This is a genomic window from Roseibium aquae, assembly GCF_008711285.1.
GTDB classification, from domain to species: domain Bacteria; phylum Pseudomonadota; class Alphaproteobacteria; order Rhizobiales; family Stappiaceae; genus Roseibium; species Roseibium aquae.
The window spans coordinates 562,824-578,500 of sequence record NZ_VXDC01000001.1 but is presented as its reverse complement, the minus strand read 5'-3'; the positions used below and the strand labels follow the sequence as shown (position 1 = coordinate 578,500).

The following is a 15,677-nucleotide window of genomic DNA, read 5'->3' as shown; positions in this document are numbered from 1 at the left end:
TCAGGCGACCTCGCGGTTGCTATCGGCGATCGGGAAATCGGTCGCGACCCGGCGGTCCTTCGCCAGCCAGAGCGTAACCGTGAGTTTGGTGTCCGTGTCGGAGGGCGGCGGAAGATCGGTCACAGCCTGCATGTCCAGTTCGAGCCCATCCAGCCAGCGCTGCATCTGCCCATGGGAGAACCCAAGACGCCGGTGCGCATGGGCCTCGCGCAGGAATTCAAGCGCGTGCGGGGCCAAATCGACAATCAGAAGCCGGCCGCCGGGACGAAGAGCACGTGCGGCTTCCGCAAGAGCGCGCTGCGGATCGTCCATGAAATGCAGCACCTGGTGGATGGCCACCAGATCGAACGAGCGCGGCGGCACATTCAGCGCGCAAATGTCGCCGTGGCGCACCTGCGCCCTGGACAGGCCGTTCTTCGCGAGATTCGCACGCGCCACCGCCAGCATTTCATGGGAGGCATCGATACCCAGACCGGATACATAATGGTCCGACAGAAGCTCCAGCATCCGCCCGGTTCCGGTCCCCAGATCAAGAAACGACTGAAAGGGCCGGTCACCGATGGCCCGCAGGATCGCCGCCTCGACTTCCGCATCGGCAGCATGCAAGGACCGCTCTTTGTCCCAGGTTTTTGCCCGCCGGGCAAAGTAGCTGGCAGCCTCCTCCGCCTTTTGGCGGCGCAGGGCACCGAACCGCTCCTTGTCCGCGGCCAGAACCTGATCCTCACCGGCCATGCGCTGGACCAGATCGCGGGCCAGCGCACCGCGCGGCCCATCGGAGAGCCGATAATAGACCCACGCCCCTTCCGGAAACCGCAAAATGACCCCCGCCTCCGTCAACAGCTTCAAATGACGGGACACGCGCGGCTGGCTTTGACCCAGGATCGCGGTTGCGTCCTTGACCGTCAGCTCGCTCTCAGCCAGCAGCGCGATCAAGCGCAACCGGGTCGCCTCACCCACGGCGCGAAGAACGGCCAGGATTTCATCAACGGAAAGGGTTTGGGACTCTGTCATGAAGCTGTGCGCATAAGCCTTGAATGTCGATATAAAGATATCTTTATGCGATTAGCGCTCCAGATGCAAGCCTCAACTGCGTTTGGTCTCCCTCAGTGCCCGAGACAAGCGCGCATTCTTCCGCTGGAGCTTAAGCCGGTACACGGCGGCTCCTCCCAGCGGAAACCAGGCCCGCTTTCCGGCCTTTTCAGTCATGGTGTTTGAGTTTGCGAAAACGCCGTATGTGCAACGCTCAAACGATCATGGGGGGCGATATTACTGTTTGCGCGGATCAAGCATGGTCACCGTCACACCATCTTCCACGCCCGGAATTTGGCGCGCAACCATTTCTCCTGAAGCCGCCGTTTCAATCGGAATGCACGACTGAGTTGGATGTCTGATGCCGCATACCGGCCTGACAGGAAGACCTGATCAAACTGTTTCATGACGGCGGTGGGCGAATAGGTCTGCGCTGCCGAGATCGCTAAATCGGCATCCGCGTCCCGCGCTGAAAAGCCCGTCAGGAGGCGATAGAGATCGTTTTCCGTTCGGTAGAGCCACGTGTCATCCGGGGTCATCCAAACGTGGTTCTGATCCATGCCGCCCGCCCAGGTGAACACGGGCTTTCCAAGCGCATAGAACTCGGCATTGGCGAGGCCAAAGCTCTCGCCAATTTTCTTGGCATTGAGCCCCGCATCGCAGGTGGCGATGAAGTTCGACTTTTCCTGCAGACCAACCACGGGCGATAGAAACAGCGCCCGGTCGTGAGACAAGAAGGGCTGCGTGTTGACAAACAAAAGATAGAGATCCCGACGCTCATTGAGCGCGCGGGCAACGGCCCTTCGCGCCGGTTCTAGGTTGAACTGATCGAACCCGCCATAGCGCCCGACTACGAAGGCGTCGGCCGGAATACGCAGTTGGTCCCGCAGCGTGTGGTTGGGGTCTGGCAGATCAACAATGTGGGGAACAAAGGGCGCCCGCCCGCCTGTCATCCAAGCCGTGAGCCACTCGGACACATAGGCATAGACATCGCCGTGGGGTTTGTAGCACCGGAACACGGCGTGAACGCCGGTTCGCTCCGCCAGGCCGGGCGCTACGGACCCGAGACCGTCCTTCAAAATGTAGTAGAAGTCGAGCTTTTCGCGCTCAATGGCTTTTTCATCCTGCCCATGACCAGGCTTTGCCACCACTGGAAAACGGGCAGTAAACTTGGCAAGGACATCCGGCAAGCTGTGGTCGGGATTGTAGAAGACAACCGCCTCATGTCCGAGTTGGTCTTGCAGGCCCGCCGCGTAGTCGTAAATAGCGACGGTCATCCCGCGTTCATTCAAGGCACCGCCATCAAGGCCGATCTTCATAGCCACTCCACATAAGACCGCTCAGGTCGGACAGACCGCTTGGCCATGCGCAGCGCGCGGCGGCGCACTTTCAAGGTCCGCGGACAGTCTATAGCTGATCTCCGCTGCCTTTCGCGTTTGCCTCTTCTTCCATCATGGCGGCGGCGGCGGCCGCCCCGGCGGCGGCCTGTCCCAGGGAGCTCGCGGCCTTTTTTCCCATCGGCTCGTCGTCATCGGCTGTTGCGACCCGGACGGTGACCTGCCGGTTCGCGAATTCGATCCCGTTTTTCTGGAACAAATCCCGCAACCCGGCATACACAACCTTTCGCAACTCAAACTGCTTGCCGGGCTTGGTCATGAATTTCACCCGGGCAATCATGGCCGAATCTTCCATCGACAAAATGCCCTGGGACTTCAGCGGCTGCAGGAACATTGGACCAAAATGAGGGTCGTCCATCAATTCCTGGCCGAAGTTTTTGATAATCTTGCGCATCTTGTCGACATCGGTGTCGTAGGTCACCCGGAACGCAAGCTTCATCATCGCCCAATCCCGCGAGAAATTCTGGACCTGCTTGATATCGCCGAAGGGGATCGTGGTCAGGGCCCCGCGGTGATGACGCAGTTGCATGGACCTGATGGAAATCTTTTCAACGGTGCCCTTGGCACTTCCGATGTCGATGTACTCGCCTTTGCGGAACGCGTCGTCGATGAGGTAGAACGCACCGGAAAATATGTCGCGGATCAATGTCTGGGCGCCAAAGCCGATTGCCAGACCCACCACACCGGCCCCGGCGAACAGCGGCCCAATGTTCACGCCGAGCTCAGACAGAACCAGCATGGCCGCGATCACCACAATCGTGATCAAAAGGAAATTCCGGAAGATCGGCAAAAGAGTCGCGATCCGGCTTTCCCCCGTCCCGCCAATCTCGATGTCCTCTCCCGAATCCGCCGAGGGTGAAGTGTTCGCGATCTTCCGGTCGATCAGAGTTTTCACCGCTTCGTAAGCCATATAGGCGACGAAGCCGACCAGCAGGATTTCGATAAGGGACCCCATGAATGACTGATGTCCGGCGATGGGAACACCCCACATGGACGTCAGCAGATACAGACCGCCGAACATCACGATCAAGGCGGCTCCCTTGTCCAGAAGGTCGCGGAACGGTTTGCGCGCTGCTTCTTGATCCGCTGCTTCGGCGGCCGCCTGTGCGCTGGCGCTCTCCAGATCGGTTTCCCCTTCGCTGGACTCATCCCGGCGCAAAATGTCCTCGATCAGCCTGGCTTGGGCGCGCCGCGTGTCGAGCCGCGGCAGAAGCAACCGGTCGATGACCAGCAGCAAGGCGCCGAAGGCCACCGAGGCGGCAAGCAAGGCAAGAAGCGGGGCAGTGACCAAGCCCGTGGCGTCCGGCAAATCCAAAAGCAGCCGGATCGACGAGATCGCCCAGGCCATGAGGAAATAGACGATCGCAAAGATGTGCCAGCCGCCCGCAAGCACACGCCGCCACATGGGCACCGGATCCTTATTGGCCTCACCCTGGATCAACGCCGCGATGGCGGCCCGATAGGTGACCGCGATGGCACTCAACAAAAACATGGAGAGAAAGGAGGCACCGATGAGTGCGAGCTTGTGGGGATCCTGCGGCAAGCCGAGCCGTTCCATCCAGTTGCACAGGCCGATCATGACGGCTGCAATCCCGGCAGCGAGCAACAAGCTGCGGTAGAGACCCGAAGCATTGGCGTCCGACAAGGGGAAAAGCCGATGTGTCGGCGTATCCGGCACCAGAAGGTTCAAGAACACGATCCGGATGAAAAGGAAAAACGTCAGTTTGGACAGGACGACAAATGCCGTTTCCCTCCCACCGGGCGCGCCCCCCACCAGAAACAGGGCGATCAGTCCGGCCACCAGAACGAAGATCACCAGCCCCGCGGACATCAGGGCGGCGCGGAAGAAAAGATAGCCGAGCTTGTCCTCCCGGTTCTGCGCAGTCGCACGGTAAAAATGCGCGAATTGCGCCCGTCCCCACCGGGAGATCAGCGTCATTGAGACCAGCCCCGCCGCGACAGCCACGGCGATGGAGACAAGCGTGCCGGCGAGCCAGCCAAGGGTCCCATCCGGTCCTTTGGCTCTCAGTGTCGCCGTGATGCTGGAAGAAAAGGTCGGGATCTCATTGAGGATCCGCAGGAGCACACCACGCGCCTTTTGCGCCATGTCGAGCTGCTCTTGCAGCATGGTCCGTTCCGACAGCGAAGCCGCAGCATGAGTGGAGGCAGCCGAGTGGGATTGGGGCGCGGTCTCGGCCGGCCGATCGTCCTTTTGCGCAGTCAGCACACCGAGGGCGCCCTGGGCATGGGCTGCGCCTGTGCCGTTCGCGCAGCCAAGACCGGCGACCAGGCCAACGGCGAGAAGCAGGACTCTCAAGAACCGGAGGACGGGAGGGGCCTGATGCTGTGCATGAAACCGAAGCGACACGATGAATCCCTCCCCCAAAAAGTGGGTTCAGGTAGAGCACGTTTGCCGCTCAAAAAAAAGACGCGCGGTTGCTGCCACATGATCTTGCACAAAAAAGCAGACCCGGCCGGGTCTGCTTTCTCAGGCTTTTTCGGCCCGGCCTCAGTTGAGAACGATGTGCTTCCAGTGCGCCATCTTCCGCTTCGCTTCGGACGCCGACAGGCGCTCGAAACTCTGCATGGCCATTGCGCGCGTTTCCGGGGACAGGCGGTGGCGCCACGGGCCTATCGACAGGAGCGCGCCGACCGTGATCGACGACAGGCCGGTCGCCTTGGCAAGGATAAGGAACGGCTCAGGATCGGCGCGCACCATCCAATGGCTGACCTCCTCCAGACCGCAGCGGGCCATCCAGGCAAAGGCTGCAACCGCCTCCGCGAACCGGTCCTCGGATGCGAACCGCCGCAAGGCGGCTTCCGTCACCATGCCGCGGCGCGCGAGAACGAGAACCCGGTTCCGGGCCGTCTCGAAATCGTACCTGCTCAGCCAGTACTGATTGGACATTTTCTGGGCGGCGATATCGGCGGCCTCGTCGACCCGGCCCGCTTCCTGGGTCTGGCCCCGCTCCAGGAGTTTCCGGCGCACCTCGCCGCTGGCCACCGCGATCAGCGCCTGGATGTGCTTGTCGGCCAGATCGGGACGTTCGGCCAAGAACAGTTGAAGGGTTGCGTCCGATGCCGCGTCGCTGATCAGCGTCGTGAAGCCACGGTCTGAAAACGCCGCACCCGTATTGCTGACAACCTTGCGCTTCACGCGCAAGTCACCGTTGTCCACCAGCACATCGGTGACATCCGGAGACAGGATATCGCGTTGCGCGATCGCGAAGCGATGCGCGTTGCCCTGCGTTTGAGCGATGTCGACCAAATCAGCGTCCCGCAGCACGGTCGACTTTTTGAGGATCGGTTCCGCGACCTCGATTTGGTCCATTGCCAGCTTTCGGATCGTTTCCTCTGGCCCCCGGCGCAAACCACACATTTGCTCGGCGACATACTTGCGAACTTCAGCCTCGACCATATCGACGAGCCGGATCAGAACCGAATCGTAGATATCGACCTGCTCATCCGAGCATCGATCCGAGGTGAGAGCGAACAGGGTCGCCACGTGACGCGCCAGTTCGGCGCGCCGGGCAGCTGAATTCTCCCCGTTCAATTCTGAAAAGTTCACAAGTTCGGTTTTCAGCGCTTCGGACATTCTCGCTACCAGACTGCGGTTAATCTCTGAAAGCCACAATGACGGGGAGTTTTAAAGAAGACAGTAAAGCACGGGCGGAGAATGTAATTGTGTTTTGTTCAAAACTAACGAAAATTGAATACAAGTCATACAGAACCATATCAAACCTCTGTTTTTAAATTATTATTCTGTTTGTTCACGGCCTCCGGACACCCGCATCCTGACATTGAAACGGTGGAATTTTTTCCAGATTATTTGTGCAGGACGTGGTTTCAGGCCAGAAAATGGTTGCCGTCCACATCCGGAGTTAACATGTCCAAGTCCATGCGCGAGGGCGAAACAGCCCTGACCTTTGATCCGGCGTCGGTCGCTCCAGATGCCGGTCTGGTCTTTATCGGCCGGATCCACACACCCTGGACGGAGACGTCGGAGTGCCCGCGCAACGGCCGCCAGACCGACGCCCTGTGCGAGGTGATCGTCGCTGACGAGTATGGTCCGGGGCTGACGTCCCTGAACACATGTTCCCACATCATTCTGCTTTACTGGATGCATGAGGCCCGCCGCGACCTGATCCTTCAATCACCGGCTTTCGACAGCGTTTGCCACGGCACCTTCGCCCTCCGCTCCCCGATCCGTCCCAACCCGATCTCCTTGTCCGTTGTGGAACTGGTGAAGATCGACGGAAACCGGCTGACCGTGCGGGGCCTCGATTGTCTCAGCGGCACGCCGCTGCTCGATATCAAACCGTATTTCGCAAGCACGGACAGTGTCCCGCAGGCAACCGTCGGATGGTTTGAGCAGCGCGGCCGACCAGCTGGCGAGGCCCCGGATCGCCAGCCGGACGCGGATCGCTGACTGTCATGGTATCGCTACGCCAGCTCAGATATCTGGACGCGCTCGCGACCCACCTTCATTTCCGCAAGGCGGCCGAGGCCGTGTCCGTGTCTCAACCGGCCTTGTCGATGCAGATCAAGGAGCTTGAAGAGGGGCTTGGGGTGAAGCTGATCGAACGCCAGCCCAACGCGATCCGGCTCACCCGGGAGGGCGAGGAGGTGGTCGCGCGGGCGCGCAAGATCCTTGTGGATGTGCGGGACCTGATCGACACGGCCAAGCAATTGTCGGACCCGCTGACCGGGACCTTGCGCCTCGGGATCATTCCTTCCATCGCACCTTATCTCCTGCCACGCATTCTCCCGGCGCTGCAAACGGCGCACCCCGGCCTGCTTCCGACCATCCGTGAGACCTTGACGGAACAACTCGTGTCAGAGCTGCTGTCCGGCCAGCTCGATGCGATCATCATCGCCCTGCCCTATGCCCATCCAGCCCTGCGGGAGGAACCGCTGTTCCGCGACCGCTTCCTCCTTGCCCGCCAGTCCGGCGGGAACCCGGAGACGCCCGCCCGCCGGGTGTTGTCGGAGGCGCTGGAGACGGACCGCCTCCTGCTTCTGGAAGAAGGCCATTGCCTGCGCGATCAGGCGCTGAACTACTGCCAGAACCTGCCGATCCGCGCGACGAGCGCTCTGGGAGCGACCAGTTTGTCGACTGTCATGCAGATGGTGGCGGCGGGCTACGGCATCACCCTTCTTCCGGAAATCTGCGCGGATGTCGAAGTCCGGGACAACCGGGTCGCTCTGCTGCGGTTCGACGACCCGCAACCGGCGCGGACGGTTGGTCTTGCCTGGCGGAAATCGTCCCCGCGCCTGGCCGATTTCGAAACCCTGGCGGCAACGCTCAAGGCCGCGTTTGAGCGCGATGGCCTGACAATGGCATAGACTGCGCAAGGTCAACTGCAAAGTCGCCGGCTTCGTGGGAACGCACCTGCGCGTTGCGCACAAGATCGTCAAAGTGGCTGGTCAGCAGCTGCACATGAGCGGTCGCTGTGAACACGAGATAGCGTTGCCCGATGTACAATGCCGCACGCTTCTGGCCAAAAACCGTGAAGGGCGCGGAATAGCGGTCATGCGCACCGAACAGATGCAACCGAAGGGAAGGATAGAGATCGTTGAGCATCTGCCCCGTGTAGAGCAGCTGCGCCTTGCGGGTTTCGACCGGCAAGCGGGCCCACAAGCCCTCGCCACGGGCAAGACCTTCCAGCGCGTCCTTGGCAACGGCGATTTCCATGTCGCTTTCCGGACGCCGCAACAGGGCGCGCCGGACCCGTGTGTCCGAAATCGCCTGTCCGGGCGTCTTTACCGTCGCCCCGGAATATTCCAAGGTCAGAACATCTTCCGTCTTAAGGACATCGGGCAGATTGGCCGGCACATGCCGCACCTTTGCCCCCGCCGATTCGCGGTACCAGGCAAGCAAATGCTCATCGACCGGGTTCCGGTCGGTTTCAGCCACCTGAACAGCCTGATCGAGAACGTCCGCCGCAACGCCCTCGTGACTGGACAATCCAAGCAACCAATCGGACGAAACCCCAAGCGTGGATGCGATGGCCGCGAGCGCTTGTCCGTTCGGCAGCCGCGGCGCGCCCTCGGACAGAAGTTGCGATACGGTCGAGCGATCCAGTGCCGCCGCTCTTGCCAGATCGCTGCGGTTCATGGTGCGTTCGTTCAGCGCCTTGCCAAGCCGCTCCCGAAACAAAATGGCCCGGTCCCGTTTGTCCATGGGATGATTCGTGTCACCAAATCCGGCTCAGATCAACGGGCGTGCGACTGAAGCACGCCCGGATACGGATGCTGCTCGCCCCGAGGCGGCAAGCGGACACCGAAAACCCCGGAGCAAGGCCCCGGGGTTTCGAAGGGTCTGCCATCCGCCTTACCGTGTCAGCGGTTTGTACTTGATGCGGCGCGGGTCGGCGGCGTGGGCACCGAGGCGGCGGACCTTGTCCTTCTCGTAGTCCTCGAAGTTGCCTTCGAACCATTCCACATGGCTGTCGCCTTCAAAAGCGAGCATGTGCGTGGCCAGACGGTCGAGGAACATCCGGTCGTGCGAGATCACGACGGCGCAGCCGGCGTAATTCTCAAGAGCGTCCTCAAGGGCTGCCAGGGTCTCGGTGTCGAGATCGTTGGTCGGCTCGTCGAGCAGGAGAACGTTCGCGCCTTTTTTCAAGACCTTCGCCAGGTGCACACGGTTGCGCTGACCGCCGGAAAGATCGCCGACCTTTGCCTGCTGGGCCGGCCCCTTGAAGTTGAAGGACGAGCAATAGGCGCGGGAGTTGATCTCCTTGCCGTCGAGATAGATGATCTCGTTGCCGTCGGAAATTTCCTCCCAGACCGTCTTGTTCGGGTCCAGCTTGTCCCGCGACTGGTCGACATAGCCCAGTTGCACGCTGTCACCGACGGTGATCTTGCCGCTGTCCGGCTTTTCCTGACCAGTCAACATCTTGAACAGGGTCGACTTGCCCGCCCCGTTCGGGCCGATCACGCCGACAATCCCGCCGCGCGGCAGCTTGAACGACAGATTGTCGATCAGGAGCCGGTCCTCGAAGCCCTTGGAGACGCCGTCCAGTTCGATGACATTGGCGCCAAGACGCTCGCCGACCGGAATGAGGATCTGCTCGATGGTCGGCAGACGCTCTTCCTGCATGGCGACCAGATCTTCATAGGCCTTGATACGGGCCTTGGACTTGGTCTGCCGGCCTTTCGGCGACATGCCCATCCACTCGCGCTCGCGCTCGATCGCCTTGGAGCGGGCCATGTTTTCGCGGCCTTCCTGCTGCATCCGCTTGGTCTTCTTTTCCAGATAGACCGAGTAGTTGCCTTCGTACGGAATGCCCTTCCCGCGGTCGAGTTCCAGGATCCAGCCGGTAACATTGTCCAGGAAGTAGCGGTCGTGGGTGATGATCAGGACGGAGCCCTTGAATTCGCGCAAGTGGCGCTCGAGCCAATGCACCGTTTCCGCGTCCAGATGGTTGGTCGGCTCGTCGAGCAGCAGGAGATCGGGCTCGGAGAGCAGCAACTTGCAGAGCGCGACGCGGCGCCGCTCCCCGCCCGACAGATTATCGACAGGGCTGTCGGACGGCGGGCAGCGCAAGGCTTCCATCGCCATCTCGACCTGGCTTTCCAGGTTCCAAAGGTCCTGCGCGTCGATTTCGTCCTGCAGGGATGCGGCTTCCTCGGCGGTCTCGTCCGAGTAGTTCATCATCAGCTCGTTGTACCGGTCGAGCTTGGCCTGCTTGTGGGCAACGCCTTCCATGACGTTTTCCATGACCGTCTTGGTCTCGTCGAGTTTCGGCTCCTGCGGCAGGTAGCCGACCTTCGCGCCTTCGGCGGCCCAGGCTTCGCCGGAATACTCGGTGTCGAGACCGGCCATGATCTTCAAGAGTGTCGACTTACCGGCCCCGTTCGGACCCAGAATGCCGATCTTGGCGTCCGGGTAGAAGGACAGGTGGATGTTGTCGAGGACTTTCTTGTCGTTATAGGACTTGGACAGTCCGTTCATGTGATAGATGAACTGGCGCGCCATGGGGCTCGTCGTCTCCGCGTATCGAGAAGCTGTCGGGGTATTGTTTAAAATCTGGCCCGGTTTTAGGCGAAACAGAGCGCCGGGGCAATGGCCGGATGGGGGTAACCACGACCAACCAGCCATCCGCCCGCTGCGCAACCGGATTGCCAGCGAATTCTGCGCTGCATGCGCGTAGGCAAGCAAGGGTTGGGATCGTCAGTATTTCCAAGGGAAATTCAGACAATTGCCGAAGAGGCATATCGTTTTCCCACTAGTCAATCATTCCGATTAACTCGCAATACATACATTTTTCCCAAAATCACAAAACAATACGGGTCTTGGCTCCCAAATAAAAATGGCTTCCATGAACACGCCAGCCGGAATTAGCATATTTATCTATGAAAAAGTTCGTAGATCCTTTCGGTTCCTGCGCGGAATGCGCGCGGAGCGCTCGGCTTGGCGCGCAAAAATCCTTGGATTGTCCCTTCTGGCACTTGTTGCCATCCCTGTGTGCGCTTTCGGGCCCGCGCTTGCTGGCCAAGTTCAAGTTCACGAAGGCTCGGAACGGTCGGCCAAGGAGATCGTGGCCGCAATTCCAGCCTATTGGCCGCCGCAATACAGCCTGAACGGGCGCGGCGAACCGCAAGGGTTTGCCATCGACGTTCTGGAACATCTCGCCGGCAACCTCGGTTTCACCGTCCGCTACAAGATCGCGGACACATTTCCCGACGCGATCAAATTGCTGGAAACCGGGGAAGCCGACCTCATTCCCAACAGCGGCATCCTGAGCGCCCGCCTTTCCGACTGTCTCTTCACACCTCCGGTTGAGACTTTCCGCATTTCCGTGTTCGTTCGAAGCGGCCAGCGGCAGATCACCGGCATATCCTCGCTGCATGGCAAGACGGTCGGTGCCGTCGAACAAAATGCGGGCCTGTTCCTGCTGCGAAGCCGCAATGACCTGTCCCTCGAGGTCTATCCGAACGTCCGGGAGGCTTTGCTCGGCCTCCTTTCGGGAACCGTCGACGCGGTCGTTTATCCGGACACCGTTTTCGAAGCCGTGGCCCGCAAGCACAATGTTGGCGACAAGATCGCGAAAGTCGGAAGCCCCTTGAGCGAAATCAAGAGGGCTCTTCGGTTCCGCGCCGATCGGGCCGACCTTCACGCCCTGTTCAGTCCGGCCGTCAGCACTTTTGTCACGACCCCGGACTATGAACAGATCTATTTGAAGTGGTACGGGGAAGCGCCGCCGTTCTGGTCGGCCCAGCGGGTGTTTTTCGCCATGTTGGCGCTTCTCGGTCTTTGCATTGCCGGGTTTCTCGCATGGCAGTTTCTTAGCTTGCGCAGCTTTGACCGGCAACTGCGCTTGAAAAACCTGGAGCTGAACGAGGCGAACGCCTCGCTGGAAGACCGGGTTGTGAACCGCACGCGAGCCCTGGCCACGGAGATGGACCAACGCAAGCGATCCCAGCGCGATCTGGAATCCTTCTTCAACCAGTCTCAGTCACTGAACATGATCGCCGATGACAACGGCAGCATTCTGCGGGTCAATACAGCTTGGGAAGAGCTGATCGGTTACTCTGTAGAGGAACTTCTCAGCCGGCCGTTTCTGGACTTTGTTCATCCCGACGACCGGCCGTCGACAATCGATGTTTTCAAGACACTTGTTGTAAGCGCGGCCCTGGACGGCTTCGAAAATCGTTACAGGGCAAAAGATGGCGCGATTGTAAACCTGCGCTGGTCGGCCAGATGGGACGGTAAACAGAAAAAAGCTTTCGCGATCGCGCAGGATGTGACCAGCCAAAAGCAGGCTGAGGATGCATTGAAACTCAGCGCAAGGGTGTTCGAGGCCGCCGACGAGGGCATTTTGATCACCGACCCGAAAGGCATCATCGTCGACGTCAACCCGGCCTTCACGCAGATCACCGGTTACAGCGCGGATGAAGCGATCGGCAGGACGCTCAGTTTCCTGAAATCAGGCCGTCATTCCCCGTCATTCTACGCGGCCCTTTGGAAACGGCTGGCGACCACGGGCCACTGGCGCGGCGAGATCTGGAACCGGGCGAAGGATGGGACGGTCTATCCGGAAATGCTGACCATCAGCGCCGTGAAGGACGCCGATGGCACGACCCGCAACTATGCCGGTTTGTTTTCCGACATCACCCGCATCAAGGAGCACGAAGACCGGCTGAAGCATCTCGCGCACTACGATGCCCTGACCAACTTGCCCAACCGGATCCTACTGGCCGATCGCCTCACGCAGGCGATGGCGCGCGCCAACCCCGCCAACCGGCTCGTTGCGGTTGCCTTTATCGACCTCGATGGGTTCAAATCCCTCAATGACAGTTTTGGGCATCCTGTCGGTGATCAGGTCCTACTCATCGTCGCCGATCGCATGCGCAAGGTCATCGACGAAAACGATACCTTTGGCCGTTTTGGCGGCGACGAATTCCTTGCGGTTCTAAGCGATCTGAAGAGCCGGAAAGACTGTACCGCCACGCTGGAACGGCTTCTGGAAGCGGCGGCGGAACCGGTCGAAATCGATAATGGCAGGATTACGCTGACGGCCAGCATCGGTGTGACGTTCTATCCGCAAACCGACGAGATGGACGCGGATCAACTTCAGCGGCAAGCCGATCAGGCGATGTACCAAGCCAAACTGGCCGGCAAGAACCGCTACCAGTTTTTCGACATCCACCACGATCAGGAAGTGGCGGAGCATTTCGCCCATCTGGGAAGCGTGAAGCGGGCGCTCGAGGCCAACGAATTCGACCTCTATTTCCAGCCGAAGGTCAATCTTTCAACAGGCAGGATCCTGGGGAGCGAGGTGCTCTTGCGCTGGAACCATCCCGAACGGGGCCTGTTGGGACCGGCCGCCTTTCTGCCTCAGATCGACAATCATCCGATCCTCGTCGACATCGGAAACTGGGTTCTGGATCACGCCTTGTCGCGCATGGAGGGGTGGGCAAAGGATGGCTTTTCCATGCCCTTGAGTGTCAATGTGAGCGCACAACAGCTCATGGCACCCGACTTCTTCCAAACGCTGCAAGCCCACCTGGCGCGCCACCCCGCGGCTTCGCCTTCGGATCTTGAACTGGAAATCCTGGAAACCAGCACGTTGAACAATCTGGACCAGATTTCCACCCTCATCGCCCGGTGCAAGACCTTGGGCGTTTCCTTCGCGCTGGACGATTTCGGCACGGGCTACTCATCGCTCGCCTATCTCAAACGGCTGCCGGTCACCACGTTGAAAATCGATCAGGATTTTGTCCGGGATCTGCCGGACAACCGGACCGATCAGGACATTTTGAAAGCCATCGTGGGCTTCGGCAAGATTTTCAATCTGGACGTCATCGCCGAAGGCGTGGAGACCGACGAGCATGGCCGCCTGCTGCTCTCCATCGGTTGTCCGCTCGGCCAAGGTTATGCCATTGCCCGGCCGATGCCGGCAGGTGATCTGCCCGGCTGGTGCCTGAATTGGACGGCCCGGTCAGCGCAAAGGCAAGACCAAAGGATGCTCGCAGGATTGGCCGGTTAAAAACACTCAGCCAATCACTTCGCCGATCAGCATTTGCGGTTCGACGTCGGTGTAATTTGATATATCGGCCAGAACCGGGCCGGCCTCCGCCATTGCCGCCCTGAACTTGTCCTGATTTTCAAACACCGCCGTGAAAACCGCATGGAACCCGGGCAGCTTGTCCGGCCCGCCAGACAGCCCCTTCGTCGCCTGTGCGGACACCAGAAACGGCCCCAAGTGCTTGTCGACTAGCGCCATGTGCGTTTCGGCATAATAGGCGTGGTCGAACCGTGTGCCCGGACCGGCCGGATACAGAACTTGCAAGGAAATCGCCATTCCATCCTCCCGAGGACCGCTTGAGGCCAAGTGCGCGCATTCGAGCGCCTCGGCATCCCGAGGTCAACCCCGGACGAAAGAGCGTGTCGGCCTGTCCCGCGACAACCTGTTGAGGCTCCACAACTAGGTCAAACGGTCCTTCAGTCCGTACCCCCAGTACGCGGCCTGAAGGTAGGCCTTTCGCAGGGCCGGAACCGGGAACCGCGCGAACGGCTGAGAGACGGCCTGCGGGAGCGCAGCCGGGCCGATCCGCCCCAGGGCGAGATCGGCAACCCTTTCGCCGGAAAACGAGGCCATGGCAACGCCGCTCCCATGCCATGCCATCGCGCAATAGATCCCGTCCATCTCCGGCACGGGACCGACAAAGGGGGTGAGGTTCCAGGCCAGGCAGACATGGCCGTACCACCGATGGGTCATTTCCACCTGCGACCAGGCGGGAAACATGCGGTTGAAATCCTTCCGGGCCCGGCGGTACATCGCGCCGGTGGCCCCGGGGCTTTCGAAGATGCCGCCACGGGTCCCGAACAGGAACCGCCGGTCCGGCAGCAGCCGGAAATAGTGAAGCAGGATCCGGGTGTCGCAAGCCATCAGGTCCGAAGTCCACCCCTGGGCGGCCAACTCCTCATCGCTCAACGGCCGGGTGACCAGAATGGAGGACATGACCGGAAGCGTTCGCCCGTGAAGCCAGGCGGGAACACGCTCCCGGGCATAGCCATTTGCCGCCAAAACAACCTTTTTCGCCAGGACCGTCCCGTCCGGGCTTTCAAGACGCCAGGCTCCATTTTCCCGGCGGATCGAGGTGACCAGGCTGTTTGCGAAGATATCGGCGCCCGCCAGCCGGACCTGGTCGGCCAGGGCCAGGACATATTTCATGGGATTGAGCGCAAATCCCTGCGGGACATGCAACCCGCCGAAAAACTCCGGCCCGGCGATCCCGGCGTCCGACAAGGCGGTTCGGTCCAGCACCCGGGCAGGTGCGTCAAACCGGGTTTCCAGAAACTCCGCCTCAGCGGCAAACTGTTGAAAAGCACGTTGGCTATGCGCGAGGTAAATCTCGCCGTCCGAGTGCACGTCCGCATCCGTGTTCCAGGACGCGAGCCTCGCGCGGACCGTTTCGACAGCCTCATTCTGATAGGCAAGGAAGCGCCGCGCTTCACCGAGACCATAGGCCCGGATCAGATCCCGCTCCGACTGTTTGGTCCCGCCCAGACAACAAAAGCCGCCATTGCGCCCGGACGCACCCCAGCCGATGTGATGCGCGTCCAGGACCGCCACGCTCGCCCCCGCCCCGGCCGCGCGCAGCGCCGCGCTCAGTCCGGCGAACCCGCCGCCCACGACCGCCAGGTCAACCACCCGCTCGCCGGCCAGCGGCGGATCGACCGGCAAGCCGGGAACCGTTGTCTCCCAGTAGCTTCCAATCAGGTCGGCGTCAGGCATG

Annotated in this window: 11 protein-coding genes; 3 read left to right on the top strand and 8 right to left on the bottom strand. The window is 60.7% G+C overall.

Annotation, left to right across the window (positions count from 1 at the left end; genetic code table 11):
- The 4 genes from F0184_RS02520 to F0184_RS02505 form a co-directional block, all read right to left on the bottom strand.
- The gene (locus F0184_RS02520; protein ID WP_150494103.1) at window positions 1-1,011 is read right to left on the bottom strand and encodes an ArsR/SmtB family transcription factor; all 1,011 of its coding nucleotides are present in this window, start codon (window positions 1,009-1,011) and stop codon (window positions 1-3) included.
- Between the two features lie 287 nt (window positions 1,012-1,298).
- Window positions 1,299-2,348, bottom strand: a complete 1,050-nt coding sequence (locus F0184_RS02515) for a glycosyltransferase family protein (protein ID WP_150494101.1) — start codon at window positions 2,346-2,348, stop codon at window positions 1,299-1,301.
- An 88-nt stretch (window positions 2,349-2,436) separates the two neighbouring features.
- Window positions 2,437-4,794 (bottom strand): mechanosensitive ion channel family protein, encoded by a 2,358-nt coding sequence (locus F0184_RS02510; RefSeq protein WP_208998281.1) that lies wholly within the window; start codon window positions 4,792-4,794, stop codon window positions 2,437-2,439.
- A 141-nt stretch (window positions 4,795-4,935) separates the two neighbouring features.
- The gene (locus F0184_RS02505) at window positions 4,936-6,021 is read right to left on the bottom strand and encodes a DUF2336 domain-containing protein (protein ID WP_150494099.1); all 1,086 of its coding nucleotides are present in this window, start codon (window positions 6,019-6,021) and stop codon (window positions 4,936-4,938) included.
- 291 nt (window positions 6,022-6,312) lie between these two features.
- Here F0184_RS02505 and tsaA point away from each other — a divergent pair, with 291 nt between their 5' ends.
- A complete protein-coding gene (tsaA, locus tag F0184_RS02500) occupies window positions 6,313-6,855 on the top strand; it encodes a tRNA (N6-threonylcarbamoyladenosine(37)-N6)-methyltransferase TrmO (protein WP_150494097.1) in 543 nt (180 codons plus the stop codon).
- 5 nt (window positions 6,856-6,860) lie between these two features.
- Window positions 6,861-7,772 (top strand): hydrogen peroxide-inducible genes activator, encoded by a 912-nt coding sequence (locus tag F0184_RS02495; RefSeq protein ID WP_150494095.1) that lies wholly within the window; start codon window positions 6,861-6,863, stop codon window positions 7,770-7,772.
- Here the strand turns inward: F0184_RS02495 and F0184_RS02490 are convergent.
- Together F0184_RS02490 and ettA are read right to left on the bottom strand one after the other, a co-directional pair.
- Window positions 7,732-8,610: a helix-turn-helix domain-containing protein gene (locus F0184_RS02490; RefSeq protein WP_150494093.1), complete on the bottom strand. Its 879-nt coding sequence runs from the start codon at window positions 8,608-8,610 to the stop codon at window positions 7,732-7,734. The genes F0184_RS02495 and F0184_RS02490 overlap by 41 nt on opposite strands.
- A 150-nt stretch (window positions 8,611-8,760) precedes the next feature.
- Complete coding sequence (gene ettA / locus F0184_RS02485) at window positions 8,761-10,410, bottom strand: energy-dependent translational throttle protein EttA (RefSeq protein ID WP_150494091.1); 1,650 nt, start codon at window positions 10,408-10,410, stop codon at window positions 8,761-8,763.
- A gap of 562 nt (window positions 10,411-10,972) precedes the next feature.
- Between ettA and F0184_RS02480 the strand changes: the two genes are divergently transcribed.
- Window positions 10,973-13,924, top strand: coding sequence for an EAL domain-containing protein (locus F0184_RS02480; protein WP_172971956.1), 2,952 nt, complete (start codon window positions 10,973-10,975; stop codon window positions 13,922-13,924).
- 6 nt (window positions 13,925-13,930) lie between these two features.
- On the opposite strand, the gene F0184_RS02475 is transcribed toward F0184_RS02480, so the two are convergent.
- Window positions 13,931-14,239 carry an EthD family reductase gene (locus tag F0184_RS02475; protein ID WP_150494087.1) on the bottom strand — a complete coding sequence of 103 codons (309 nt, stop codon included), beginning with the start codon at window positions 14,237-14,239 and terminating at the stop codon, window positions 13,931-13,933.
- A gap of 123 nt (window positions 14,240-14,362) precedes the next feature.
- The gene (locus tag F0184_RS02470; protein WP_150494084.1) at window positions 14,363-15,676 is read right to left on the bottom strand and encodes an NAD(P)/FAD-dependent oxidoreductase; all 1,314 of its coding nucleotides are present in this window, start codon (window positions 15,674-15,676) and stop codon (window positions 14,363-14,365) included.
- Window position 15,677: the final 1 nt, after the last annotated feature.